General features: G+C 65.1%; 19 protein-coding genes and 2 pseudogenes. 13 read left to right on the top strand and 8 right to left on the bottom strand.

Annotation, left to right across the window (positions count from 1 at the left end; translation table 11 throughout):
* Positions 1–267 precede the first annotated feature (267 nt).
* The 4 genes from LPJ38_RS34640 to LPJ38_RS34625 all read left to right on the top strand — a co-directional run bounded on the left by LPJ38_RS34640 (position 268) and on the right by LPJ38_RS34625 (position 6,524).
* Positions 268–1,971 carry an NADH-ubiquinone oxidoreductase-F iron-sulfur binding region domain-containing protein gene (locus LPJ38_RS34640; RefSeq protein ID WP_145638021.1) on the top strand — a complete coding sequence of 568 codons (1,704 nt, stop codon included), beginning with the start codon at positions 268–270 and terminating at the stop codon, positions 1,969–1,971.
* Positions 1,968–4,736 carry a formate dehydrogenase subunit alpha gene (fdhF, locus tag LPJ38_RS34635; protein ID WP_145638019.1) on the top strand — a complete coding sequence of 923 codons (2,769 nt, stop codon included), beginning with the start codon at positions 1,968–1,970 and terminating at the stop codon, positions 4,734–4,736. Before LPJ38_RS34640 ends, fdhF begins: the two co-directional genes overlap by 4 nt.
* Positions 4,737–4,946: 210 nt before the next feature.
* Complete coding sequence (gene ybaK / locus LPJ38_RS34630; protein WP_145638017.1) at positions 4,947–5,420, top strand: Cys-tRNA(Pro) deacylase; 474 nt, start codon at positions 4,947–4,949, stop codon at positions 5,418–5,420.
* A gap of 18 nt (positions 5,421–5,438) precedes the next feature.
* A complete protein-coding gene (locus tag LPJ38_RS34625) occupies positions 5,439–6,524 on the top strand; it encodes a HupE/UreJ family protein (protein WP_145638015.1) in 1,086 nt (361 codons plus the stop codon).
* A gap of 13 nt (positions 6,525–6,537) precedes the next feature.
* Here the strand turns inward: LPJ38_RS34625 and LPJ38_RS34620 are convergent, their stop codons facing one another.
* Positions 6,538–7,215, bottom strand: a complete 678-nt coding sequence (locus LPJ38_RS34620) for a GntR family transcriptional regulator (protein ID WP_145638013.1) — start codon at positions 7,213–7,215, stop codon at positions 6,538–6,540.
* A gap of 150 nt (positions 7,216–7,365) precedes the next feature.
* On the opposite strand from LPJ38_RS34620, the gene tcuA reads away from it, so the two are divergent.
* The 4 genes from tcuA (at position 7,366) to LPJ38_RS34600 (ending at position 10,648) form a co-directional block, all read left to right on the top strand.
* Complete coding sequence (tcuA, locus tag LPJ38_RS34615; RefSeq protein ID WP_145638011.1) at positions 7,366–8,757, top strand: FAD-dependent tricarballylate dehydrogenase TcuA; 1,392 nt, start codon at positions 7,366–7,368, stop codon at positions 8,755–8,757.
* Entirely contained in the window at positions 8,744–9,850 is a 1,107-nt protein-coding gene (gene tcuB, locus LPJ38_RS34610; RefSeq protein ID WP_145638008.1) for a tricarballylate utilization 4Fe-4S protein TcuB, read from the top strand. Before tcuA ends, tcuB begins: the two co-directional genes overlap by 14 nt.
* Before the next feature lie 71 nt (positions 9,851–9,921).
* The gene (locus LPJ38_RS34605; RefSeq protein WP_167520579.1) at positions 9,922–10,080 is read left to right on the top strand and encodes a DUF5993 family protein; all 159 of its coding nucleotides are present in this window, start codon (positions 9,922–9,924) and stop codon (positions 10,078–10,080) included.
* Between the two features lie 16 nt (positions 10,081–10,096).
* Positions 10,097–10,648: a disulfide bond formation protein B gene (locus LPJ38_RS34600; protein WP_208750569.1), complete on the top strand. Its 552-nt coding sequence runs from the start codon at positions 10,097–10,099 to the stop codon at positions 10,646–10,648.
* A 44-nt stretch (positions 10,649–10,692) separates the two neighbouring features.
* Here LPJ38_RS34600 and LPJ38_RS34595 read toward each other — a convergent pair whose 3' ends face one another.
* Positions 10,693–14,097, bottom strand: coding sequence for an acyl-[ACP]--phospholipid O-acyltransferase (locus LPJ38_RS34595; RefSeq protein ID WP_145638003.1), 3,405 nt, complete (start codon positions 14,095–14,097; stop codon positions 10,693–10,695).
* 679 nt (positions 14,098–14,776) lie between these two features.
* Here LPJ38_RS34595 and LPJ38_RS34590 point away from each other — a divergent pair.
* Positions 14,777–15,412 (top strand): TetR/AcrR family transcriptional regulator, encoded by a 636-nt coding sequence (locus LPJ38_RS34590; protein WP_208750571.1) that lies wholly within the window; start codon positions 14,777–14,779, stop codon positions 15,410–15,412.
* A 10-nt stretch (positions 15,413–15,422) separates the two neighbouring features.
* On the opposite strand, the gene LPJ38_RS34585 is transcribed toward LPJ38_RS34590, so the two are convergent.
* Positions 15,423–17,555, bottom strand: a complete 2,133-nt coding sequence (locus LPJ38_RS34585; RefSeq protein WP_231088503.1) for an autotransporter outer membrane beta-barrel domain-containing protein — start codon at positions 17,553–17,555, stop codon at positions 15,423–15,425.
* Positions 17,556–17,665: 110 nt separating this feature from the next.
* Here LPJ38_RS34585 and LPJ38_RS34580 point away from each other — a divergent pair, with 110 nt between their 5' ends.
* The gene (locus LPJ38_RS34580) at positions 17,666–18,106 is read left to right on the top strand and encodes a hypothetical protein (RefSeq protein ID WP_231088502.1); all 441 of its coding nucleotides are present in this window, start codon (positions 17,666–17,668) and stop codon (positions 18,104–18,106) included.
* A gap of 240 nt (positions 18,107–18,346) precedes the next feature.
* On the opposite strand, the pseudogene LPJ38_RS38175 reads toward LPJ38_RS34580, so the two are convergent.
* From LPJ38_RS38175 to LPJ38_RS34560, 3 genes and pseudogenes are all read right to left on the bottom strand, one after another.
* Positions 18,347–19,651: pseudogene (locus tag LPJ38_RS38175) on the bottom strand (GGDEF domain-containing protein).
* Positions 19,652–19,977: 326 nt separating this feature from the next.
* Entirely contained in the window at positions 19,978–21,282 is a 1,305-nt protein-coding gene (gene pncB / locus LPJ38_RS34565) for a nicotinate phosphoribosyltransferase (protein WP_145637993.1), read from the bottom strand.
* Positions 21,283–21,363: 81 nt separating this feature from the next.
* Positions 21,364–22,292 (bottom strand): annotated as a pseudogene (locus LPJ38_RS34560) (LysR family transcriptional regulator).
* 94 nt (positions 22,293–22,386) lie between these two features.
* Between LPJ38_RS34560 and pcaH the strand changes: the two are divergent.
* A complete protein-coding gene (pcaH, locus tag LPJ38_RS34555; protein ID WP_145637991.1) occupies positions 22,387–23,169 on the top strand; it encodes a protocatechuate 3,4-dioxygenase subunit beta in 783 nt (260 codons plus the stop codon).
* A 3-nt stretch (positions 23,170–23,172) separates the two neighbouring features.
* Positions 23,173–23,799: a protocatechuate 3,4-dioxygenase subunit alpha gene (gene pcaG, locus LPJ38_RS34550; protein ID WP_145637987.1), complete on the top strand. Its 627-nt coding sequence runs from the start codon at positions 23,173–23,175 to the stop codon at positions 23,797–23,799.
* Positions 23,800–23,820: 21 nt separating this feature from the next.
* Here pcaG and LPJ38_RS34545 read toward each other — a convergent pair whose 3' ends face one another.
* Positions 23,821–24,432, bottom strand: a complete 612-nt coding sequence (locus LPJ38_RS34545; protein ID WP_145637983.1) for a LabA-like NYN domain-containing protein — start codon at positions 24,430–24,432, stop codon at positions 23,821–23,823.
* A 287-nt stretch (positions 24,433–24,719) separates the two neighbouring features.
* A complete protein-coding gene (locus LPJ38_RS34540; protein WP_145637978.1) occupies positions 24,720–25,634 on the bottom strand; it encodes a helix-turn-helix domain-containing protein in 915 nt (304 codons plus the stop codon).
* 50 nt (positions 25,635–25,684) lie between these two features.
* Here LPJ38_RS34540 and pobA point away from each other — a divergent pair, with 50 nt between their 5' ends.
* Entirely contained in the window at positions 25,685–26,857 is a 1,173-nt protein-coding gene (gene pobA, locus LPJ38_RS34535; RefSeq protein WP_145637974.1) for a 4-hydroxybenzoate 3-monooxygenase, read from the top strand.
* Positions 26,858–26,861 lie beyond the last annotated feature (4 nt).

The raw sequence follows: 26,861 nt of genomic DNA, 5'->3' as shown, positions 1-26,861 counted from the left end.
CGCACCAAGGGCGCGCTCCCGCCGAGCCTAGGAACGGAAGCGCGATACGATTTCGCTATTGCAGCATGGGACGCCTTTATTGATCTGGGGACGAATTCAGGCTTCGTTGACCCATTGGCCCGAACGTAAAGCCGTATCTGGGCAGCGATCCAGGGCTGCCGTCAGGCCGTGCTTAACTGCTTCCGTAGACATGATAATTCTCTTGGCATCTGGCATGCCAAGGTCTAGAACTTGAGCCGTTCTAAAAGTCGAGATCGAGACGAATCGATGAGCCACGACGTGCATAAGGTCCGCCCGTTCGAGCATCCCGGCGAGGGGCGCCGGCGCGCCAAGGCCACCCCTAAAGGGCGCCAGGTCGATCCGACTGCCGCGCACGAGATCGAGCTTCTGCTCGGCGACCGGCCGCGGCGGCGCGATCTCCTGATCGAATATCTGCACCTGATCCAGGACAAATATCACCAGATCTCGGCTGCGCATCTGGCCGCGCTCGCCGACGAGATGAAGCTCGCCTTCGCCGAGGTGTTCGAGACCGCGACCTTCTACGCCCATTTCGACGTGGTGAAGGAAGGCGAGCCCGACATCGCGCCGCTGACGATCCGTGTCTGCGACTCGCTGACCTGCGCGATGCTCGGCGGCGAGAAGCTGCTCCAGGATCTGCAGAGCGCGTCGGGGCCGGGCATCCGCGTGGTGCGCGCGCCCTGCGTCGGCCGTTGCGATACCGCGCCGGCTGCCGAGGTCGGCCACAATTTCGTCGACCACGCCACCGTCGCCAATGTCATGGCGGCGGCGAAGGCCGGCGACACCCACGCGCATCTGCCCGATTATGTCGGCTACGAGGCCTATGTCGCGGGCGGCGGCTACAAGCTCCTCAATCGCCTGCGCTCCGGCGAGCTGTCCAAGGACGACCTTCTGAAGTCGCTCGACGATGCCTCGCTGCGCGGCCTCGGCGGCGCCGGCTTCCCCACGGGACGCAAATGGCGCGCGGTGCTCGGCGAACCCGGGCCGCGGCTGATGGCAATCAACGGCGACGAGGGCGAGCCCGGCACGTTCAAGGACCGCGTCTATCTCGAAAGCGATCCGCATCGCTTCATCGAGGGCATGCTGATTGGCGCGCATGTGGTGCAGGCGAGCGACGTCTACATCTATCTGCGTGACGAATATCCGGCTTCGCGGGAGATCCTGGAGCGCGAGATCGCAAAGCTGCCGCCAGGCGGCCCGACGCTGCATATGCGCCGCGGCGCCGGCGCCTATATCTGCGGCGAGGAATCCTCGCTGCTGGAGAGCATCGAGGGCAAGCGTGGCCTGCCCCGGCACAAGCCGCCATACCCGTTCCAGGTCGGCCTGTTCGGCCTGCCGACGCTGATCAACAACATCGAGACACTGTGGTGGGTGCGCGACATCGTCGAGAAGGGCGCCGACTGGTGGAAGGGCAACGGCCGCCACGAGCGCCATGGCCTGCGCAGCTTCTCGGTCTCTGGCCGCGTCAAGAATCCCGGCATGAAGCTGGCGCCTGCGGGCATCACCGCGCGCGAGCTGATCGACGAATTTTGCGGCGGCATGGCCGACGGCCATCAGTTCTACGCGTACCTGCCGGGTGGCGCTTCGGGCGGTATCCTGCCGGCGGCGATGGACAACATCCCGCTCGATTTCGGCACGCTGGAGAAATACGGCTGCTTCATCGGCTCGGCCGCGATCGTGATCCTGTCGCAAAAGGACAGCGTACGCGCGGCGGCGCTGAACCTGATGAAGTTCTTCGAGGACGAGAGCTGCGGACAGTGCACGCCGTGCCGGGTCGGAACCCAGAAGGCGGCGCTGCTGATGCAGAAGCCGGTCTGGAACCGGGCTTTGCTGGAAGAATTGAGCCAGGCGATGCGCGATGCCTCGATCTGCGGGCTCGGACAGGCGGCATCGAACCCGCTGTCATCGGTGATCAAATATTTCCCTGACGAGTTCAAGGAAGCGGCGGAATGACCAAGATTACGTTCGAGCTCGACGGCAAGCAGGTCGAGGCCAAGCCCGGCGAGACGATCTGGCAAGTGGCCAAGCGTCAGGGCCGCGAGATCCCGCATCTGTGCTATTCACCGGCGCCGGATTATCGTCCCGACGGCAATTGTCGCGCCTGCATGGTCGAGATCGAGGGCGAGCGCGTGCTCGCCGCATCGTGCAAGCGCACGCCGTCGGTCGGCATGAAGGTGAAGACCGAGTCCGCGCGCGCCACTGCCGCGCAGAAGATGGTGATGGAGCTGCTTGTCGCGGACCAGCCGGCCCGCGAGACCAGCCACGATCCGGATTCGAAGTTCTGGCACTGGGCTGAGACGACGGGCGTCACCGACAGCCGCTTCCCCGCCGCCGAGCGTTGGGCGACCGATGCCAGCCATCCGGCCATGCGCGTCAATCTCGATTCCTGCATCCAGTGCGGCCTGTGCGTGCGCGCCTGCCGCGAGGTCCAGGTCAACGACGTCATCGGCATGGCTTATCGTAGCCACGGCTCGAAAATCGTGTTCGACTTCGACGATCCCATGGGCGAGTCGACTTGTGTGGCCTGCGGCGAATGCGTGCAGGCCTGTCCGACCGGCGCGCTGATGCCGGCCGTGATGCTCGACGACAAGCAGACCCGCGTCACCTATGCCGACAAGAAGGTGGATTCGCTCTGCCCGTTCTGCGGCGTCGGCTGCCAGGTCACCTATGAGGTCAAGGACGAGAAGGTGATCTATGCCGAGGGCCGCGACGGCCCCGCCAATCACAACCGTCTCTGCGTTAAGGGCCGTTTCGGCTTCGACTACATCCACCATCCGCATCGTCTGACCAAGCCGTTGGTGCGGCTGCCGAACGCGAAGAAGGATGCCAACGATCAGGTCGACCCGGCCAATCCCTTCACCCATTTCCGTGAAGCGAGCTGGGACGAAGCGCTCGATATCGCCGCCAAGGGCCTCGTCAAGATCCGCGACGAGAAGGGTGTGAAGGCGCTGGCGGGCTTCGGCTCGGCCAAGGGCTCGAACGAAGAGGCCTATCTGTTCCAGAAGCTGGTGCGCACCGGCTTCGGCTCGAACAATGTCGACCATTGCACCCGGCTGTGCCACGCCTCCTCGGTCGCTGCCCTGTTCGAGGGCCTGAGCTCGGGCGCCGTGTCGGCGCCGTTCGCCGCCGCCATGGACGCCGAGGTCATCATCGTGATCGGCGCCAACCCGACCGTGAACCATCCGGTCGCGGCGACCTTCATCAAGAACGCGGTCAAGCAGAACGGCGCAAAACTGTTCGTGATGGATCCGCGCCGGCAGACGCTGTCGCGCCACGCGACCAAGCATCTGCAGTTCAAGCCCGGCTCCGACGTCGCCATGCTGAACGCGATGATCAACACGATCATCACCGAAGGCCTGACCGACGACCAATACATCGCCGGCTACACCGAGGGCTTCGACGAGCTCAAGGAGAAGATCAAGGAGTTCACGCCGGAGAAGATGGAGCCGATCTGCGGCGTCCCAGCCCAGACCCTGCGCGAGGTCGCGCGGACCTATGCGCGCGCGAAATCGTCAATCATCTTCTGGGGCATGGGCATCAGCCAGCACGTCCACGGTACCGACAATGCGCGCTGCCTGATCGCGCTCGCGCTGATCACCGGCCAGGTCGGCCGTCCCGGCACCGGCCTGCATCCGCTGCGCGGCCAGAACAACGTGCAGGGCGCCTCGGATGCCGGCCTGATCCCGATGTTCCTGCCGGACTATCAGCCGGTCGGCCGCGACGATCTGCGCGGCAGCTTCGAAAAGCTCTGGCAGCAGGATCTCGATCCCGTCCGCGGCCTGACCGTGGTCGAGATCATGAACGCGATCCACGCCGGCGAGATCACGGGCATGTATATCGAGGGCGAGAATCCCGCGATGTCCGATCCAGATCTGCAGCATGCGCGCCACGCGCTGGCGATGCTCGATCATCTCGTGGTGCAAGACCTCTTCGTCACCGAGACCGCCTTCCACGCCGACGTGATCCTGCCGGCCTCGGCCTTCGCGGAGAAGGACGGCTCCTTCACCAACACCGATCGCCGCGTGCAGCTCGCGCGCCAGGTGGTCAAGCCGCCGGGCGATGCGCGGCAGGATCTCTGGATCATCCAGGAGATCGGCAAGCGCATGGGCCTGCCCTGGAATTATTCCGGGCCCGGCGACGTCTTCACCGAGATGGCCGAGCTGATGCCGTCGCTCAAGAACATCACCTGGGAGCGGCTCGTCCGTGAGGGCGCCGTGACCTATCCGGTCGACGATCCGAACAAGCCCGGCAACGAGATCATCTTCACCACGGGCTTCCCGACCGCGAACGGCCGCGGCAAGATCGTGCCGGCCAAGGTCATCCCGCCGGACGAGATTCCCGACGACGAATATCCGATGGTGCTGTCGACCGGCCGCGTGCTGGAGCACTGGCACACCGGATCGATGACCCGCCGCGCCCAGGTGCTCGACCAGATCGAGCCCGAGGCCGTCGCGTTCATGTCGCCAAAGGACATGCGCAGGAAGAAGCTGATGCCCGGCGACTTCATCCGCCTGGAGACCCGCCGCGGCGCCGTCGAGGTCAAGGTCCGCTCCGACCGCGACGTCCCCGAGAACATGGTGTTCATGCCGTTCTGTTACGCGGAGGCGGCGGCGAACCTGCTGACCAATCCGGCGCTGGACCCGTTCGGCAAGATCCCGGAATTCAAGTTCTGCGCTGCAAGGGCCGAACGAGCGGTGATGCAGGACGCGGCGGAATAGGGGTAGGCTTCGTCATCGGCCACGAGTTGCCACACAAGCCGCTGTCATGCCCCGCGAAGGCGGGGCATCCAGTACGCTGCGGTCCATCGAATCAATCATTACTGTCTCGGAGTACTGGATCGCCCGGTCAAGCCGGGCGATGACAGTGGTTGGAGTGGCTTGGGGGCCACACCGCTTCGCTCGCCGCGATGACGGTGGTAGACATGGCCCATGTCCAAGGTCACCCCAGCCACGCGAGCGCTCACCGCTGCCGGTGTCGCCTTCACCGTTCACAGCTACGACTACGATCCTGATGCCGAAAGTATCGGGCTGCAGGCGGCATCGGCGCTCGGCGAGGACCCCGCGCGCGTCCTGAAGACGCTGATGGCGCAGGTCGATGGCAAGCCGGTCTGTGTGGTCGTCCCCTCCGACCAGGAAGTCTCGATGAAGAAGCTCGCTCTTGCTGCGGGCGGAAAGTCGGCGCAGATGATGAAGCCGCCCGAGGCCGAGCGCGTCACCGGCTACAAGGTCGGTGGCATCAGCCCGTTCGGCCAGCGCAAGCAGGTCGGCACGGTCATCGAACAGAGCGCGCTTGCGCATGATCTCGTCTATCTCAACGGCGGCCAGCGCGGCTTGCAGGTGCGGCTGAAGCCGGCCGACGTGCGCGGTGTCCTGAAGGCGGTCGTGGCGGATGTGCTGGCGTGAGCGCGATGGAGCGGGATCATGAGGCGGCTGTTTCTGGCGTGGCTCACGGTTCTGCTCGGCGTCGCGCTTCCAGCGGAGGCACATGAGGTCAACCTCGTCACCGCCCGCGTGGCGCTGAGCCCCGATCGTCTGGTGAAGGTCGAACTCGGATTGAAGGGCAGCGATGTCGACCGCCTGATCGGCACGAAGATCTACGATGCGAGACGGGACGCGGTCGATCCCGTCGCGGTGGACGCGGCCAAGCCCGCGATCCTCGCCTATATGGGCATGCACCTGGCTGTCACAGGTGGTGCCAAGGCCTGTTCCGCCGGAGATGCCGCGGTCCTGGCCGACGGCGACGGCATCGTCTACCGCCACAGCTTTGCCTGCGCCGACGCTGCCGGCGACATCGTCTATCGCTCCAATGTGCTGACCGAGAAGGACAAGGCTGCGCGACAAGTCGTGCTGATCGCGCAGGGACGGTCGGAAACTCAGGCCTTGCTGGACGCCGGCAACACGACCGTCACGCTTTCGGCCGCGCCGCCGTCGCTGTGGTCGACGATGCAGCGCTATGTCATCACCGGCATCGAGCACATCTTCCTCGGTTACGATCACGTCGCGTTCCTGATTGCCGTGGTGCTGTGGGCGCGCCGGCCCATGCCGGTCGTCAAGATCGTGACGGCCTTCACCGTCGCCCATTCGATCACCTTGTCGCTGGCTGCGCTCGATCTTCTCGTCATCCCGGGCCGCATCGTGGAGCCTGCGATCGCGGCCTCGATCGTCTTCGTAGCCGTGGAGAATTTCTTTTCGCGTGATGTCGACAGGCGCTGGCGGGTGGCTTTTCTGTTCGGACTGATCCACGGCTTCGGCTTCGCCGGCGTGCTGCGCGAGATCGGGTTGCCGCCGAACGCCGCGGTGCCGGCGCTCGCCGCTTTCAACATCGGCGTCGAGATCGGGCAGGTCGCGATCGTCGCGGTCGCGTTGCCGATCCTCCGTCTCGCCGATCGATGGAGCGTTGAGGACCGGTCCGAACCGGTGAGGGCGGCGGGGCTGGTTTACGCGTTCTCTGCCGTCATCTGTCTGCTTGGTGGCTATTGGCTGCTGACGCGCGTGTTCGAGGCGTGATCGGGCAGGCGACTCACTGCTTCTGCAGCAATTTCAACCGGCAACGGAGTGCTTCGCGGATGTGTGCGCGCGCGAGCAGCTCGGCCTTGTCGCCGTTGCGCGCGGCGATCGCATCGATGATCTTCCGATGCTCGCCGTGACTGGTCGTCGGACGTCCCGCCAGGGTGAAGGTGGTCGGACCCAGCAAAGCAATCCAGTCCTGCAGTTCCCGCGACGCATTGTCGAGATAGCGGTTGCGCGCCGCGCGGCAGATGGCCTCGTGAAAACTGCGGTTGAGCCGCGCCATCTCGGCGGCGTCGGACGTCTCGACAAAGGCCTGCTCGATGTCGCGGAGCGCATCGATCTCCGGCGGTGAGGCGTGCTCGGCGGCGAGGCGCGCGGCGGCGCCTTCCATGATTTCGCGCATGGCGTAGAGCTCGAGCACCTCGGAGATGTCGAGATTGCGGACGATCAGCCCGCGGCCGCCGGCGGGCTCGACGAAGCCGCGCGCGGCGAGGCGCCCCAGGGCTTCGCGCACCGGCGTGCGGCTGACCTTCAGCCGCTGCGCGACCTCTTCCTCGCGCAGGCGGTCGCCCGCCCGGTAGCTGCCGGCCTGGAGCGCCTCGCAAAGCGACCGGAACACGGCTTCGCCCAGCGCGACACCGCCGCCACGCGCGATCGATCCACCTATTTTTACTGGGCGTCTGGCCATTGTCCCCCGGTGCGCATCCTGCCCATGCAGAGACGCCGCTTGCGTGATCTATGTATATCTTTGTATATAAAGGTACGCAATGGCCGTCGCAGGCGGATATGGGCCGCTGACGGAGAATGTCTCTAATTCGCGTGCGATCGGGCAGACGGTATGAGTAGCAAATACGATGTGCTGGTGATCGGCGGCGGCAACGCGGCGCTGTGCGCGGCGATCGCGGCGCGCCGCAGCGGCGCGTCGGTGCTGGTGCTCGAGGGCGCGCCAAAATTCTATCGCGGAGGCAACACCCGCCACACCCGCAACATGCGCTGCGCCCATGACGCCGCCACCGAGATCCTCACCGGCCCCTACACCGAGCAGGAGTTTTGGGAGGATCTGCTGCGCGTCACCGGCGGGCAGACCGACGAGGTGCTGGCCCGTCACATGATCCGGGAGTCCAAGGACATCCTGAACTGGATCGTGGAGCAGGGCGTCCGCTGGCAGCCCTCGCTCGGCGGAACGCTCAGCCTCGGCCGCACCAACTCATTCTTCCTCGGCGGCGGCCGGGCGATGCTGAACGCGCTCTATCTCACCGCGGAGCGGCTCGGGGTGGAGGTCGCATATGATGCCGAAGTCATCGACCTCGTGATCGAGGACGGCATGTTCCTCGCAGCGCGCCTCAAGCGGCCGATCAAGGGCGAGACCGAGATCCGTGCCACCTCGCTGGTCGCGGCGGCCGGCGGATTCGAAGCCAACATCGAATGGCTCAAGCAATATTGGGGCGAGGCAGCCGACAATTTCCTGATCCGGGGCACGCCATATAACCGCGGCTCGATCCTGAAGATGCTGCTCGACAAGGGCGTGCAGGAGGTCGGCGATCCCACCCAGTGCCATGCGGTCGCGATTGACGCCCGCGCGCCGAAATTCGACGGCGGCATCATCACGCGGCATGACTCCGTGGTGTTCGGCATCGTCGTCAACAAGCACGCGCAACGATTCTATGACGAGGGTGAGGACATCTGGCCGAAGCGCTACGCGATCTGGGGCCGGCTGGTCGCGGCACAGCCGGACCAGATCGCCTACATCATCTTCGATTCCACCGTCGTCACGAGCTTCATGCCGACGCTGTTCCCGCCGATCGCCGGGCAGACGGTGGCGGAGCTCGCCGGCAGGCTCGAGCTCGATCCGGCCGCGCTGGAAAAGACCATCACCGAATTCAACGCGGCGGTGCGGCGGGGCACCTTCGATCACACCATTCTGGATGACTGCGTGACCGAGGGCATCACGCCGCCCAAGACGCACTGGGCACGCAAAATCGAGACGCCGCCCTATCTCGCCTATCCGGTGCGGCCCGGCATCACCTTCACCTATCTCGGCACGCGGGTGAACAAGGAGGCGCGGATGCTGATGGCTGGCGGCATGCCGTCGGCCAACATGTTCGCGGCCGGCGAGATCATGGCCGGCAACGTGCTCGGCAAGGGCTATGCCGCCGGCATGGGCATGACCATCGGCAGCGTGTTCGGGCGGATCGCAGGACGGGAAGCGGCGAAACATGCACGGAACTAGAATCCTCGACGAAGCCGACCGCCTGATGACGGTCTGCAATTCCTGCCGCTATTGCGAGGGCCTGTGCGCGGTGTTTCCGGCGATGGAAATGCGCCGCGCCTTCTCGGACGGTGATCTCAACTATCTCGCCAATCTCTGCCATGGCTGCGGTGCCTGCTATGTCGACTGCCAGTTCTCGCCGCCGCACGAGTTCAACGTCAACGTTCCGAAGACGCTGGCGGTGGCGCGCGCAGAGACCTATGCAGCCTATGCCTGGCCGCAGGCGCTCTCAGGCACATTTGCGCGGAACGGCCTCGTCATCAGCATCGTCGCTGCGCTCAGCATGGCCGCGTTCATCCTGGGCTTCGCCGCCCTGAACGACCGCAGCGTGCTGTTCGGCGTGCACACCGGCCCCGGCGCCTTCTACAAGCTGATGCCGCATAATGTCATGGCCGCGCTGTTCAGCGCCGCCTTCCTCTATGCCGTCTTCGCGCTGATGATGAGCATCCGCGCCTTCTGGCGTGACATCGGCCCGCCGATCGGCGGCCGCGCCGATAGCGGCTCGATCTTCCAGGCGATCCGCGATGCCGGGGAGCTGCGTTATCTCCATGGCGGCGGCGTCGGCTGCTACAATGAGGACGACAAGCCGACCGACCGGCGCAAGCTCTATCATCATTTGACCTTCTACGGCTTCCTGCTGTGCTTCGCCGCGACGTCGGTCGCGACGCTTTATCATTATCTGCTCGGCCGCGAGGCGCCGTATCCGTGGTGGGACCTGCCGGTGGTGCTGGGCACCCTCGGCGGCGTCGGTCTGATCGTCGGGCCGATCGGCCTGTTCGTGGCCAAGATGCGCCGCGATCCCGCGCTGCTCGACGAGTCCAGATACGGCATGGATGTCGGCTTCATCACCATGCTATTCCTGACCGGTCTCACGGGCATGGCGCTTTTGCTCCTGCGCGAGACCCCTGCAATGGGGCCGCTGCTGGCGCTGCATCTCGGCGCGGTATTCGCGCTCTTCGTCACCATGCCCTATGGCAAGTTCGTGCACGGCATCTATCGCTTCGCGGCTCTGGTGCGCTACGCGCAGGAGCGGCGGGCGGAAGCCGGCTCTTGAGGGGCCTGCGGGGCTGACGTATCTCTTCGCCCGTTCGCGCTGGACGCGAATCGCGCAAGGAACCCGCGCTCATGTACATGTTTCTCCCCTTCTTGCTGGCGCTCGCAGGCTGCGCCAGCGTCTGGCGTTCGCGCGCGGTGCTCAGCTATAGGCTCTGGACCGTGACGATCGCCGTCACTGTCGCATGGTTCTTCCATCACGCGACCGATCCGCTGAAGTTTTCGTTCTGACATGGGTCCCACAGCGATGAGCGAGCAACGATCGGTCGGCGCGACGCTGAATATGCTGGGGCTGCTCGGGATCTCTTCGATCCTGGCGGTCGCGTTCTATTATCAACTTGCGCTCGGCGAATTGCCGTGCCCGCTCTGCTTGCTGCAAAGGGCCGGCTTCATCGCGATCGGCATGGGCTTCCTGTTCAACCTGCGTCTCGGCGAGCGGCGCTCGCACTACGCGATGATCCTCATTGCCAGTCTCGTCACCGGCTTCATCTCGTTGCGGCAGGTGTCGCTGCATCTTTCGCCCGGCGATCCCGGCTACGGCTCGACGCTGTTCGGGCTGCACTTCTACACCTGGGCGCTCATCGCCGCGGTCGGAGTGGTCTGCTATGTCGCGTTCGTCTTCGTCCTGAAGGATGTAGTTGGCGAACGGGACGCAGGTGCGCCAATCGGCGGGCAGGCATCCAACGCGGCGTTCGCGATCTTCACCCTGCTGGTCGCGGCAAATCTCCTGTCCACCGTGCTGGAATGCGGCGCGGGCCAGTGCGAGGACAACCCGGTCCGTTATCTTCTGCTCAAATGATGGACCGTCGCATCAGGCATATGCCGGTGCGACGGTCGTAACCCTTACGCCACCTCGCGCTCCGGCGGGGATGCCTGCTCCCGGGCCATCGTCGTGGCCGTGACATAGTCGGTCTTGCCGGTGCCGAGCAGCGGCACCTTGTCGACCACCATGATCGTCGCGGGGACCGTCAGCTCGGATGCGCCGATCGTCTTGGCCTGAGCCTGCATCGCGCTGCGCTCTGCGCTCTTCTCCGTCGTCAGCAGCACGATGCGTTCGCCCTTGCGCTGGTCGGGGATCGACACGGCGACGGAGGCGGCCTGCGGCCATAGCGAGGCCGCGATGGCTTCGACTGCCGACAGCGAGACCATCTCGCCAGCGATCTTGGCAAAGCGCTTGGCGCGGCCCTTGATGGTGATGAAGCCGGCCGCGTCGATCGCGACGATGTCGCCGGTGTCGTGCCAGCCATCGGGCAGTTTTTCGAGCACGCCGGGGTTCTCGGCCCTGAGATATCCGAGCATCACGTTCGGTCCGCGCACCGAGAGGCGGCCGCCCTCCTCGATGCCGGGGACCGGATCGAGGCGGCTTTCCATCAGCGGCGAGAGGCGGCCGACGGTGCCGGGACGGTTGGCCATCGGCGTGTTCATCGCCAGCACGGGCGCCGTCTCGGTGACGCCGTAGCCTTCGAGGATGCGGATGCCATAGCGCTCCATGAACACCTGACGGGTGCGGTCCTTGACTGCCTCGGCGCCGGCGATCACGAGGCGCAGGGTGCGGAAGTCGTAGGCATGCGCCGAGCGGGCATAGCCGGTGAGGAAGGTGTCGGTGCCGAACAGGATCGTGGCGCCGGTCTGGTAGATCAGCTCGGGCACGATCCGGTAATGTAGCGGCGAGGGGTACATGTAGATCGGAATGCCCGCCAGCAACGGCATCATCATTCCGCCGGTCAAGCCGAACGAATGGAATACCGGCAGCACGTTGAACACCTTGTCGTTGGCGTTGGCGTCGACCCGCGCCAGCGCCTGCGCCGCGTTGGCGAGGATGTTGCGGTGGGACAGCACCACGCCCTTGGGCGTGCCTTCCGAGCCCGACGTGAACAGCACGACGGCCGGATCATGGGCCTGGCGGGGAACGCGCGGCGTCGTGCCGGCGAGCAGGCCCTTGATCTTGTCGGCGACGCCGATCGAGGCACGGACGTCCTCGAGATAGACGACGCGCGCCTCCGCGGAGATCGCGGTCATCAACTTGTCGAGCTTGCCCTTCTCGATGAAGGCCTTCGAGGTCAGGACCGTCTTGACCTGCGCGGCCTTCATGGCGGCGAGGACGTTGACCGGGCCGGCCGAGAAGTTGAGCATCGCCGGGACGCGGCCGATATTCTGCAGCGCCATGAACACGACGGCGACGCCCGCCGAGTTCGGCAGCAGCACGCCGACATTCTCCCCGGCCATGGTGCCGGCCTCGAGCTTGCGGCTCAGGACCTGCGCACCGAGGATCAGCTTGCGATAGGTCAGCTTGGTGCCGAGCGCGTCCTCGATGATGACCTTGCCGGTGTCGCGGTCGCGATAGGCGTGGCCGAGCGCTTCGAACAGGGTGTGATCGAGCATGGCGTTCTTGACCATCGCGTCGATCATCACGTCCTGCAGTGCGGCGCCCGCGGCGTTGCGGCGCGCCTTGCCCTTCAGCGCCGCATCGACCGGCAGCTTGACCGGCGGCAGGATGGTCACCGTCACGCGCGGGAACCAGGAGCGCTTGACCTGGCTGGAGTTGAGATAGCTGAGATGCGAGCGCTGCGCGCCTTCGATGCGCACCGGCACGACCACGGCGTCGGCCTTGTCCGCGATCATCGCGGTGCCGTCATAGACCTTCATCAGCGATCCCGAGACGGTGATGCGGCCTTCCGGGAAGATGACGACGGGCTCGCCGGCGGCGACGAGCTTGATCAGGTCGCGCGCAGCCAGCGGCTTGCTCGGGTCCATGGTGTAGTGCTTGACCGCGCGCAGGAACGGCTTGGCCCACCAGGCCTTGGCGATGCCGGTATCCACCGCGAAGCTGGCGTCGATCGGCAGCACGGCGTGCAGCAGCGGGCCATCGATGAGGCTGACATGGTTCGGCGCGATCAGCATGCGGGTGCCCGGAGGGGGCAGGTTCTCGAGCCCACGAACCTCGGTGCGGAACAGCGCGCGGAATAGCAATCCGCCGGCATCGCGCACGCCTTCCTTGCCCCACTTGGTCAACACGAACCACACTGCGCCGAAGCTGGCGACGCCGAGGCCGAAGAAGATCCAGCCGATATGGAGACCGGCCGCCTGCAGCAGCGCGACGAACAGCGAGCCGGTCACCATGAAAGCGGCCTGCAGCACGTTGCCGGCGGCTATGATGCGGGCGCGTTCGGACGGCACCGACCAGGCCTGGACGGCGGCAAAGGAGGGCACGACGAACAAGCCGCCGCCGAAGGCAAAGGCGACGAAGTCGGCCAGCATGCGCAGGCCGGCGAAGGAGGTTGCGAAACTGCCTGCGGTGATGTCCTGGCCCTTGGCGGTCACGCCGATGGCCCAGGCGAGATCGAGGCCGGCGCAGCCCATGATGATGGCGCCGATCGGCACCAGCGCGAGGTTCGGGCGAACATGGCTCAGGCTGGCGGCGAACAGCGAGCCGATGGCGATGCCGATCGCGAAGATCGCAAGACACAGCGTCACCACGCCCTCGGTGCCACCGACGACGTCCTTGACCAGCGCCGGCAGCAGCGACAGCACGATCGCCCCGACCAGCCAGAACCAGGAGACGATCACGGTGCCGTCCCACAGCCGGTGATCGGCATGCAATGTCCTGAGCAGGCTGAGCGTCGAGGTCCAGGGATTGGCATCGACGCGCAGGTCGGGTGCGGAGGGCGTCGTCTGCGAAATGCGGGCGGCGAACGCCCACGACAACAGCGCCAGCGCAACCACGGCCGATGCGACCCAGCCCATATGCGCGGAGCCGGCCACGAACTGGCCGCCGGCGACGGTGCCGAGCAGGATGGCCATGAAGGTTGCGCCTTCGACCAGCGCGTTACCGGTCGCGAGCTCGCCGAGCTCGAGCTGGTCCGGCAGCATGGCGTATTTCACCGGGCCGAACAGGGCGGCGATGGTGCCGAACAATGCGAGGGCTACGAACAGCAGCGGCACCGAATGAAGGAAGAAGCCGGCCGCGGCAAAGCAGGCGGCGAAGATCTCGACGAATTTGAGCCGCCTTGCGACGACGGATTTGACGTATTTGTCGGCGAGCTGGCCGCCGAGCCCGGACAGGATGAAATAGGGGAAGATGAAGACGGCGCCCGCCACCGTCACCAGGGCATCGCCGTGGCCGGTCGCGGCACTGTACAGCAGGATGATGACAAGCGCGTTCTTGAGTACGTTGTCATTGAGCGCCGAGAAGAATTGCGCCCAGAACAGTGGCGCGAAACGGCGTGACGACATCAATTCCCTGATCATGACTAGTCCTGTTTTGAAAGGCAGGCTGAGGTTCGTTACGTTGTCTGTGGAGCGTCACGACCGGATTGGTATGCGGGAAAGCGATTGCCAGGTGGCGACTGACGCCGGCCTTGTTTGGTCCCCTCGATCCCTCCGATCCTGTTGGTCTCCATCCGGTCTCCTTAGGTTCGCAAATATCTGGTCGTGGCCGCCGTCCGGGCTGAAGGGCTGCGCTCGGCGGGGTATCGCGTGGGGCGATGAGGAAAAGCTAAACCGCATCGCCAAGACTCATGAGATCGGCCGCGAACCTCCGGAGATGGTAATTCCTTCCTTGCAACCGGATCTTGCATTCGAGCCGATCGGAAAGTGCCGGCTGTGCGCCTCAGGTGAGATGGGCGAGGTGGCGAAAGGGCGAGAAGCGGCCGAGCAGGCTGAAGCGGCGGCCGTCGTGACGCGCACGGGCGCGGCTCGCCCGCCACATCCGGAAGGTCGCGCGCCGCTCGGCGAGCACGCCGGCGATGTCGCAGGCATTGGCGATCCGATCGATCGGGGTCATGGCGAACCGCAGCAGGGCCCGGCCGAGGCCGGTCACGAGAGCGGTGGCGTCATCGACGAAGGTGAAGGCGATATCAACAGCAAGGGTTTGCATTTTGCAGGTCTCCAGGTTAAATTGAACAATGTTCACATGAGTAGCTTGAAAATGAACAATGTTCAAGAAGATTCGCTGCGGGAGCAGAAAAAAAATCGGCGGCGGCTCCAGATCGTCGAGATCGCCCGCGGCATTATCTCGTCTAAGGGCCTGAGATCATTGAAGGTTCGTGACGTCGCGGAGGCCGCCGGATGTTCGGTCGGCAGCGTCTATAACGAGTTCGGCGACTTCGACGGGGTCATCCTGACCGTCAACCGGGAGACGGTTCAGGCCCTCACGGCTCAGCTTCGCGCCGTTCCTGCCGAGGATCCGGTACGCCAGCTCTATGGGCTTGCCGCGACCTATCTCGACTTCTTTGCGGGGCACGCCAATCTGCTGCGCTCGCTGTTCGAGCACCGGATGGAGGACGATCGTCCGTATCCGGACGACATCCTCCAGATGGTCATGGATGCCTTCGCGCTGATGCATCCACCCCTGGTGCGGCTATTGCCGGATGCGGATGACGTGAAGATCGCGCTGCTGTCGCGCACGCTGTTTTCCGCGGTGCATGGCATCATCTCGCTCGGCCTCGAGGAACGCATGGTGGCGGTGCCGCCGCAGATGCTGCACCAGCAGATCGAGCAGTTCGTCGACGCCCATCTCGCCGGCCTCGGCATTTTGCCGGTGGGCGCACATCCATCTAGATGAGGCCCCGCCGCTACCAGGCATATCGCAGGCTCGCGATGCCAGAATAGGTGGTGCTGCGGGCCGCGAACTCGCCGTCGAACTTGGCCGACAACGCAACACCGTTCGAGAATTTCAGCTCGGCCCCGGCCGATGCGAGCGCTGCGTCTTTCGCCGGCGTCGCGCCCTGGACCATGAAGCTCGCACCGGGCAGCGCCTGGAATGCGGCATCGAGCGAGGGATCGCTCACCCAATCATGGGCCCAGGCGGCGCGACCGCGCAACGTCAGGACTGCATTCGGCGACACCAGCGTAGCGCGATCGAAGCGCGCGCCGAGTTCGCTGCGCGTGTCGGAGGCCGTGCGTCTCCGATAGGTCAGGCCGAAGCCGCTGCCGGCCGGATCGGTCTCGGTGTAAGTCGGCGTGCGGAACGCCTGCAACTGCGCTGCCGCATATGGCGTGAAGCCGCCGATCGGCGTGGCGAAGCGATAGCCACCCTCGATGCGGCCACCGACGGTTTGCGCATCGAACTTCGCGGTGAGCTGGTTGGCGAAGGGCGCCAGGCGATCCGTCGACATCCAATGATTGGCCACCGCGAGCGAGGCGGCGAAATAGGCAGGCCCCTTGCGGACCGCGGCGTAGACGCCGGCCTGCACCGCCTCGCTCCTGCCGCCGCCGAGCGCCTGCGCGAGATCCCATCTGGTGCCGCCGCCGGAGAGCGCGAATCCGACGATCGCGTCGCGGCTGACATGATAGTCAGCACCGGCCGCGACGCCGCCTGCGCGCGCGCCGAGGTCGTGGCTGCCGATCACGGCCGGGTCGCCGCTGGTGCGGTTGGTGCCGCCGAACGCCGCGCCCCAGGCGGTCCAGCGCTCGGCAAAGGTCGGTGCCTTTGCCGCCGGCGCGCCCAATATCCTGTTGTAGGCGAGGACGACATCGTCCGGCAGCGCGGCGCGATCGGGACTGAAGCCGAGTACGGCGTCGCCGGTGCCGACGTTCATGCCCCCGCGTCCGCTGACGAATGGATCGAGCATAAGGCCGAGGAACTGGCCCGTGAACTGGAAGGCGCCCTGCTGGCTCCCGGTCGCCGCTTCTCCTGAAAGCTGATCCAGGCTGTAGCGCAGCTGCGCATCGCTCTGGCCTGCAAACGACGCGAGGAAGGGCAGGTTGGGACCGAACGCGCTCAGCGCGCCGGCCACTTCCTTCTGGTTCTGCGTCTGGGCGACGGCTGGAAACGCGCTGTTGTTGTAGTTGAGCGTCAGGAAGACGGAGAAGCCGTCAGAGCTGAGGGCGGAGGTGAAGAACTGCGGATTGTATCCGCTGAGCGTTACGGCGGAAAAGGCGCCGGTGAGGCCGTTCAGCGTGCTGAGAATGGTATATTGCGTCGAAGGATTGTAGGCGCCTGCAAGCGTGGTGACCGCGATGGTGCCACCATTCAGTGTCGCCGTCACCGCCGCAATCTTGTCTGACTGGCCCGCCGCGTTGACTGTGATCGCATAGGTCGAGCCTGCGTTGAATGTCGCAGTGCCGTTGACGACGAGTTGGCCGAGATTGCCGGGTGCGACCGTGCCGCCCGGCAAGACGTTGAGGCTTCCGATCATGCCGCTGCCGCCCAGCGTGCCGCTGCCGACGGTGGTTGCGATATTGGGCATCATGCCGTCGACGATGAGGGTGCCGGCCTGCACGCTCATGGTTGTCGTCAATTCCATCGTGACGCCCGTCAGCGTCCAGGTGGAGCTGCCGGTCTTTTCGATGACCTCGAATTCCTGGAACTGGCTGAACAGCCCGAATGTGGCGAGGTCGAACGTGCTGTTGGCCGTTCCGCCGAAGCGCAGCGTGTCGTTGTCGGTGCCTGCCTTCACGTATCCCATGACGTTCGATCCGGCGCGCAGCTCGAGAATGTCGTCGCCGTCCTTGAGATCCATCGCCGTGCTGGCGCTGGTCTGGATCGTACCGGCATTGATAACAGTGTCCTGATTGGCCGAGCCGAGAATTGCTGAGCCTGACGCACTCGAGATCGTGCCGGCGTTGTTGATGACGTTGCCGTTGCCGGCGCCGCTGAGATCGATGGCCCCGACGTTGTTGGATTTGACGACGCCACTCGACAGGATGTTCACTTGGTTGTTCGTCGCCCCGGCGCTGATGCCAATGCCGCTCGTCAAGGGCACGACACCTCCAACCGTACCCCCGATGACGACGATGTTGTTGCTGGAATTGGCCAGGCCGATTCCCACTGAGCCGAGAGCCGACGACTCCACCAGGGCACCCGCATCGACCGATGGTGTTGTTGTTGCTGCCGCTGACAACGGCAATACCGTCGCTGTTGGCGGACGTGATGGACGCGTTGTCGAAAACCCGGATTGCCCCATTCGATGCCGCTTCGAACATGACGCCCGCAAAGGTGGGGTCGTTCACGGAAGTTGCGGTGCCGTCGCCGATGTTGACGGTGACGCCGCTCGCCACGGGCGCCGTCTTGACTCGAGTGTTGCCGGCCCCGGTGCAGGCGATCGAATCGCCTGATTGGAGCGCCGTCTGCGAACCGCTTCCGGTGATCACGCAGGCCGCCGCTGCGGGCGCGGTGAACCACGGCAGTGTCGTGCCCGCAGCCGCGGCGTTGAGCGCGGTGCTCAAGAGAACCGCATGCCGCCGGTGCGTCTTTGCACGACGCGCATTCGGCGAGGTCGTCCAATCATTCCAAGGCAACTGCAAACTCCTTTGACGGTGCGGTCCGGATCGAATCCGGCGCGCAACGCTGGGCAGTTGCCATGCTTAGTGACGGGGGCCCTGGCCTTCTTGGACCATCGCGCAACGCGAAGTGTCGAAACGCGCAAGACCCGATCTTTTCGAAACAATGTGGCCGGGGCATCACAACCGGACCGTTTCGCTGCTCCACGCCTCGCGCGAAGGCTGCTCGAAGCGCCAGTTGGGTACGGCTTGGCGCGGCGCGCGAATACGGGCTTCAGCCTCGCGCCGCGACGGCCTCGCGCGGGCGTGGCGCCACGACGACGACGTCCGGTCGCCCGCGATCGACCTGAACGCGGTTGCGTCCCTTTTCCTTGGCGCGGTAGCAGGCGGCGTCGGCGCGCCGCATGGCGTCCTCGAGCGTGATGTTGCGGTCCGCGATGCAAGCGACGCCGATGCTGGCGGTCACCGCGAAGCAACGATCGTCCCAGGCGAAACTGAACAGCTCGAGCGATCGGCGCAGCTGTTCGGCGAGATCCATGGCATCGAACGGTGAGCACTGCGGCAGGATCAAGCCGAATTCGTCGCCGCCGAGCCGGGCGACCATGTCATGCGGCCGCCGGTCCCGTTGCAGCAGGGTTGAGATCTGGCAGAGCAGGCGGTCGCCGGCGAGATGGCCGCAGCCGTCGTTGACGCTCTTGAACTCGTCGAGGTCGAGCAGGATCAGTCCGAGCGGACCGGCCGCAACGTTGTCCAACTCGCTTTGCAGGCGCGCCTCGAAGGCGCGGCGATTGGCGAGGCCCGTCAGCCAGTCGTGCGAGGCCTGCCAGGCCAGGCGCTCCTTCTCGGCGTACAGGGCGTCCTCGAAGGCCTGTCGTTGCTGCACCAGGCGTCTCGTGTGCCAGATCAGGAGCAGGATCAGCGTCGCGGCGGTGGCGATATTGAGGCAGGTCAGCGTCACTTTGATCGCGCGGGAGCCTTCGCCGAGGACGGTGGAGAATCTGTTGGCATGCACCGTGAATTGGGCGTTGAGCTCGGAGAGCCGCGAGTTGCAGCCGTTCCTCGTCCTGAATGGGCCCGTTCTGGAGCTCGGATCGGATGACCTCGCCGAACACGCTCAGCTCCAGCAGCATGGGATCGGTGGCAGCCCACTCGCGGATCGCATCCTGAAGGAAGCTGACGCGGTTGAAGTAGCGAAACAGCCAGATCAGTCCCGGCACGTCGTCGGGATGGTTGCCGCCTTGCAGGAAGCCGGTGCGGGCGGCTTCGACGTCGACCGGATCGCGTTCGAGCGCCAGCGTGCAAACTCGTCGCCGATGGGGACGGCGAGCGAGGTCTGGTATTGCGCGAACTGGCTTGCCTCGCCCGAATGCAGGTAGCGATTGAGGAAATAGACGGCGTTCTTCTGCGAGCGCGACCACAGCGCCTCGCCCGCGACATAGGCGCGGACCGACGACATCACCTCGAGGCTGAATCCCGCGATCGCCGCCTGGAGCAGGACGACCATCACGAAAGGCGAGACGAGCTTGATGACGTGAAGGAAGCTGTCGCCCTTCGTCGACGTCGCGGTTCTGCGAAACACCCTGCGTTCCCCAAATCGATCAACGATCCCAACGGAGCGTTGCGCCTGCAACGCGAAGTAGAGCGGATGGTTGCTTAACTCGACCTGAATAGCGCGGGGGACCGTGCCGGACGGTGAAGGTAGTGTGACGTGGATGAGCGCAGATCGTTTCAAATGCCGCGGAATCGGAGTTAGCGCGATATCGGTTAGCCAATGCTCTGTGATTTGCGAGCGCAGCGAAGCAATCCAGACTGTTTCCGTGGATTGCCTCGTCGCAAGAGCTCCTCGCAATGACGGCGGATGAGCGTGACACGATCTCCGTCGTCGAGAGAGTCGGTCTGGTGCTGCTAGACCAGCACCGGCTTACGCACGCGGCCGGCATCGCCGAACACGCGCAGGTAACGCTCGATCTCCGAGGGCCGGCCGGTCGCCTTCTCCGGATTGTCGGAGAGCTTGACGGCGGGATGACCGTCGACCGAGGACACCTTGCAGACCAGCGAGATCGGATCGAGATTGAACGAGCCGTCCGGCGCGCAGCCGACGAAATCGTTGGTGAGGTTGGTGCCCCAGCCGAAGGAGAGCCGCACGCGGCCGGCGAAGTGGTGATAGGTCTCCTCGATCGAGCCGACGTCCATCGCGTCGGAAAAGACGAGCAGCTTGTCCTTGGGGTTGCGGCCCTTCTTCTGCCACCAGGCGATGATCTCCTCGCCGGCTTGGATCGGCGGCGCGCTGTCGGGGCGGAAGCCGGTCCAGTCGGCGACCCATTCCGGCGCATCGCGCAGGAACGCCTTGGTGCCGAAGGCATCGGGCAGCGCGATCAGGAGGTTGCCGCCATAGGTCTGGCGCCACTGGTCGAGGATGCGATAGGGCGCCCAGCGCAATTCCTCGTCGTCCCTGGCGAGCGCGGCCGCGACCATCGGCAGCTCATGTGCGTTGGTGCCGATGGCTTCCAGATCGTTGTCCATCGCGAGCAGCACGTTCGAGGTGCCGATGAAGGACGAGCCGAGGCCTTCCTTGACCGCCTCGACGCACCAGCGCTGCCAGAGGAAGCCGTGGCGACGGCGGGTGCCGAAATCGGACAGCCGCAGATTCTCCAGCTTGCGCAGCCGCTCCACCTTGGTCCAGAGCTTGGCCTTGGCGCGGGCGTAGAGCACGTCGAGCTCGAAGCGCCCGCGGCCCTTCATCGCCGCGCGCGAGCGCAGCTCGTTGAGGATCGCGAGCGCCGGAATCTCCCACATCGTGGTGTGGGTCCAGGGGCCGTGGAAGTGCAGCTCGTACTGGCCGTCGACCTTGCGCAGCTCGTATTCGGGCAGGCGGAATTCGGCCAGCCAGCGGATGAAGTCCGCCGAGAACATGTGGGTCTTGCCGTAGAAGGTGTTACCGGCAAGCCAGATCAGCTCCTTCTTGGAAAAACGGATGGTGCGGGCATGGTCGAGCTGAGCGCGCAGCTCGCCCTCGTCGATGATCTCGGCGAGGCGGACATGGCGCGAGCGGTTGATGACCGAGAAGGTCACCTGCTGATCCGGATAATCCTCCCGAATCATCTGTAACATCAATAGTTTATAGAAATCCGTATCGAGCAGGCTGCGGAGGATCGGATCCAGCCGCCAGCTGTGATTGTAGGTTCGGCTCGCAATGTCGGTCACTGTCATGGAGCGATTTTAGCGTGGCCGCCCCTGCGCAACCAGTGGGTTTGGCGGGATTTAGGTTTTCCGCAGGCGCGGGCTCGTCGCTCAGGCGGCCGCTGTCGCCGCGACTGTCTCGAGCTGGCTCCTGATCCAGCGATGAGCCGGGTCCTTCTGATAGCGTTGGTGCCAGACCATGAACATCGGCAGCTCGGCCAGCGTTCGCGTGCGTGACGCCAGCGGGATCCGCGTTTGCGCGAAGCCGCGCATCACGCCGGAGGCAAGCAGGCTCGGCATGCTCGCGAGCATTTGCGAGCCGCGCAGAAAGGACGGCACGCCGGAAAAGCTCGGCACCGAGATCGCGATGTCGCGGTGGAATCCGTTGGCGGCCAGCCGGCGGTCGAAGTCGAGCCGCTCGTTGTCGGTATAGACCACGGTGATGTGGCGCGCCGCGAGATAGGCGCCGCGGCCGGCCGGCGCGTTGCGCGCCTTGGCGTCGTAGTAGCAGACGTAGTGATCGCTCAAGAGGCGCTTCTGCACGATGTCGACACCGGACGGCGGCAGCGGCGTGATCAGCAGATCGCAGCGGTTTTCACGCAGCATCGCGGGCGAAGGCGACTGCGAGGGGATCACGCGCAAATTCAGGCTCTTCACTTGCGCAGCGACATGATCGAAGAACCGCGGCAGCAGCAGGTCGCGCTGAAAGTCGTTTGCGGCGATCGTCAGCGAGAGCTGCGCGTGCGGCGGCTCGAACGCAGTGCCGCCGGCAAAGCTGCGCATCTCGTCGATCAGGGCGCGGGCCTTGCCGGCCAGCGCCTGGGCATGGGCGGTCGCGACGATGCCGCGGCCGGACTTGGCGAACAGCGGATCGCCCGCGATCCGCCGCAGCTTGTTCAAGCCGTGACTGACCGCAGATTGCGTCAGGCCGAGCCGCGTGGCCGCCGCGGTCACCGAGCCCCTTCCTCCAGCACGGCGAGGAACAGCTCCAGGGCGTGGCCATCAAGAGCCAAATGATCGATTTCCTTCATGTAATTCATTATAATCGATCTATTTATCTTGAGAATAGATCGTCCCATGATCCTCCCGACAAGCCGTGCGCCCGGATCGGCGCCAGAGGGAGAGACAACGCCGATGAACGCCCAGGCGCCAGCCTTGCAGGATCCCCGCCTCAACCGCCCCGAGCCGTTCGCGCCGCGGGACGGCGGCTTCTTCCAGCGCGACCGCTCCATCCATCCGCCGGCGCATGCGCCCGGCTACAAATCCTCGGTGCTGCGCTCGCCACGCCAGGCGCTGCTGTCGCTGGAGAGCTCGGTCTCGGAAATCACGGGGCCGGTGTTCGGCCACAACGACCTCGGCCCGCTCGACAACGATCTGATCCGCAATTACGCCAAGGATGGCGATCCCGTCGGCGAGCGCACCATCATCCACGGCCGTGTGCTGGACGAGACCGGCCGCGGCGTGCCGAGCACGCTGGTCGAGTTCTGGCAGGCCAATGCCGGCGGCCGCTACCGACACAAGAAAGACACCTATCTGGCGCCGGTCGATCCCAATTTCGGCGGCTGCGGCCGCGCGCTCACCGACGAGACCGGCTACTATTACTTCCGCACCGTGAAGCCAGGCCCCTATCCCTGGCGCAACTACGTCAACAGCTGGCGGCCCGCTCACATCCATTTCTCGGTGTTCGGCTCGGGCTTCGCGCAGCGGCTGATCACGCAGATGTATTTCGAGGGCGATCCCCTGATCCCGGTCTGTCCGATCCTGACGACGATCCCGGACAAGGACGCGCTCGACCGTCTCGTGGCGCCGCTCGATCTCAACGCATCGACGCCGTTCGACTCGCTCGCCTACCGCTTTGACATCGTGCTGCGCGGCCAGCGCTCCACCTATTTCGAAAATCGCTCCGAAGGAAACTGAGCAATGCCACAGCCGCTCAACTACCTCAAGGAAACCGCCTCGCAGACCGCCGGCCCCTACGTCCATATCGGCCTCATCCCGGCGATGGCCGGCTTCGACATCTTCGAGAAGAACTTCTCGAATGTCCTGGTGACGCCCGCCACCAGAGGCGAGCGCATCACGCTGGAAGGCAAGGTGCTCGACGGCACCGGCACGCCGCTCCGCGACGTGCTGCTGGAGATCTGGCAGGCCAATGCGGCCGGCCGCTACAACCATCCGGCCGATCGCTCGGCGGGTGCGCTGGAGCAAGGGTTTCGCGGCTGGGGCCGCGCCGGCTCCGACTTCGAGAGCGGCCTCGTGACCTTCGAGACCGTCAAGCCCGGCGCGATCACCGACAGGGCCGGCCGCAAATGCGCGCCGCACGTCAATGTCTGGATCGTCGCGCGCGGCATCAATATCGGGCTGAACACGCGGCTCTATTTCTCGGACGAGGAGGCGGCCAACGCCGCCGACCCCGTGCTCAACCTGATCGAGCCGCCAGTGCGCCGCAAGACGCTGGTGGCTGCGCGCAGCGAACGGGCCGGCAAGATCGTGTATTCCTTCACGATCAATCTTCAGGGGCCGGACGAGACGGTGTTCTTCGATGTGTGAGGGCCGGCTGCCGTCCCGGGATCATTCCACCCGGTCGTCGCGATTGATCGCTCCGCGCTGGAGGAATTGCGGTAGCTGGCGCATCTCGCGTGCTACCGGCCGCTCGGCTGGATCGCGGCCCACTTGCAGCTTCAGTTCTGCCAGATCGACGAATACGTCAGCCTGTCGGCGCAGGTCGTCGGCGACCATGGGGGGCTGAGTGGAAAGCGTCGAGACGACCGTCACGCGGACACCACGGCGCTGCAACGCTTCCACCATCGAACGGAAATCTCCGTCCCCTGAGAACAACACGATCTGATCGACATGCCTGGCGAGCTCCATCGCGGTTACGGCGAGCTCGACGTTTATGTTGCCCCTCAATTTGCGGCGGCCGGTCGTGCCGTCGAAGGACTCCTTGGTGAGCTTGGTGACGACCGTGTATCCATTGTAGTCGAGCCAGTCGACCAGGGGGCGGATCGACGAATACTCCTGATCCTCGACGACGGTCGTGTAGTAGAAGGCCCGCAACAGCGTGCCCCGGCTTTGGAATTCACCAAGCAGACGCCTGTAATCGATGTCGAAGCCGAGCGCTTTGGAGGTGGCATAGAGATTGGAGCCGTCGATAAAGAGTGCGATCTTCCCAATCGAAGGCATTCTGCTCAAATCCCCAGTTCCGCACGAAACCGGCCACTCAGTCGCCAGGGCGCGTTACGTCGACGGCAAAACACTCGAGCCGCCGACGGCTTGCTGAAAAAAAGGCGCAGACGACCGGACAGGTATGGCCGTCTTGCGCCAAGGTTAGGGAGGTCCTATGCCACCAGCGCCAGGGCGCCGAATGCCGCCACGCTAAGGCGGCCGCACTCTCCGCTCAATTGTACGGAGGTAAAAGGGCGCTATCCAAAGGATGGGACCCCATATACGAAGGTAAGTAGCAACGAAGTCTATCGCGATTTCGCCGCGTCGCCATGGAGCTGCGCCCGAAAAGCGCGCGGCGATAGGCCTGTGGCCGCGGCATAGACGCGGCTGAAATAAGCGGGGTCCTCGAAGCCGAGCGTATAGGCGATCGTCGAGACCGGCAGGTTGGTGTAGACGAGGTTGCGCCGCGCCTCTCGGATCAGCCGGTTGAGGATCAGGTGCGAGGCGGTGTCGCCGGTCGCCGCCCGCGTGATCCGGTTGAGATGCGTCGGCGTGACCGACAGTGCCCCGGCATAGTCGGCGACGCTCCAGCGCTCCGGATGGTGCTGCTCCAGCAGCGCTTCGAAGCGGCGGAACAATCCGGTTTCCGACGAACCGTTGCCGCCGCTGTCGCTCGTGAGGGCGCGCGCCACCAGCCCGATCATGGCCGAAGACAAAGCGCGCAGCACATGCGCGCGGCCGAAATCGCGCGCGGCGTGCTCGGCAAAGATTTGCTTCATCGTGGTGCGGATCTGCGGCGAGCCGCGCACGACGGCCGATCGCGACAACGCAGCCCGCAAGCCTTCCGCGGCGAGCAGCGTCTCGTCGAGAATTTCCGCGGCGATGGTCAGCACCCAGCCTTGAGTGTCAGGCACGAAGCGGAACCCGTGGACATGGCCGACCGGCACGTTGACGATCTGCATCGGCTTGAGCGGCACCACGCGGCCGTCGAGCGTCGCCTCGCCGCCGCCGCGCTCGATCAGCAGCACCTGATGCAGCCGGGCATGGCGGTGTACGGCCAGCGTCCAGTCGTGCAGCACCGAGCGCGACGCAATGGTCTCGCAATGCACGACATCGGGCAGATCGCCGGACTCGCCGAACAGATTGTAGACCCGGATCGCCGGGGCGGGGGCTGCGCTCCTCATGTTCGAATAGTACAAGACAAAGGCGAAACCCTCCATCGGTCTGCGGCGGTGAATCTGCAAAATAGTGCCGACGGGAGGACGCAAAAATGAAAGTTCAGGTCTGTATCATCGGCGGTGGACCGTCCGGGCTGCTGTTGTCCCAGCTCCTGCATCTGAAGGGCATCGATACGGTCGTGCTGGAGAAATACAGCCGCGAGCATGTGCTCGCCCGCATTCGCGCCGGCGTGCTGGAACACGGCTTTGCCAAGCTGATGCGCGAAGCGCAGTGCGGCGAGCGAATGGACCGCGAGGGCGAGATCCACCACGGGTTCGAAATCGCGCATGACGGGGTGCTCTCCAAGATCGATCTGCACAAGCATTCCGGCGGCAATTCGGTGCTGGTCTACGGCCAGACCGAATTGACGCGCGACCTCTACGAGGCGCGCGATCGCCTCGGCGGCAAGGTCGTGCACAATGCCGAGGACGTGAGGCCGCACGATCTGACGTCGAATATGCCTTACGTCACCTATCGCTCGAACGGTGAGACGATCCGCGTCGATTGCGACTACATCGTCGGCGCCGACGGCTTTCACGGTGTCAGCCGCAGGTCGATCCCGAAGGACGTGCTGCGTGAATACGAGAAGGTCTATCCGTTCGGTTGGCTCGGCGTGCTGTCGCGCACCAAGCCGGTGTCGCCTGAACTGATCTACGTCAAGCACGAGCGCGGCTTTGCCCTCTGCTCCCTGCGCTCCCAAGTGTTGAGTCGTTACTACGTCCAGGTGCCCTTGACCGACAAGGTCGAGGACTGGAGCGATGACGCGTTCTGGGCCGAGCTGAAGCGCCGCCTGCCGGAGGAAGTGGCCGGCCGCCTGATCGCGGGTCCCTCGATCGAGAAGAGCATCGCGCCCTTGCGCAGCTTCGTCGCCGAGCCGATGAGCTATGGCCGCCTGTTCCTCGCCGGCGATGCCGCGCATATCGTGCCGCCGACCGGCGCGCGCGGGCTCAACAGCGCGGGCTCCGACATCTATTATCTCTATCACGCCCTGCTCGCGCATTATCAGAGCGGGGATGATTCGGGGCTTGCGGGTTATTCGGCCAAGGCGCTCGCGCGCATCTGGAAGGCGCAGCGCTTCTCCTGGTGGATGACGATGTTGCTGCACCGCTTCCCGGACCGGCTCGAGTACGAGGATCGGCTGCAGCAGACGGAGCTGGACTATCTGCTGTCGTCCGAAACGGCACAGCGCCTGCTCGCGGAGAACTATGTGGGACTGCCGTTCTAGGGGG

The organism is Bradyrhizobium daqingense (genome assembly GCF_021044685.1).
Classification (GTDB): Bacteria; Pseudomonadota; Alphaproteobacteria; order Rhizobiales; family Xanthobacteraceae; genus Bradyrhizobium; species Bradyrhizobium daqingense.
This window is presented reverse-complemented; position numbering and strand designations above follow the sequence as displayed.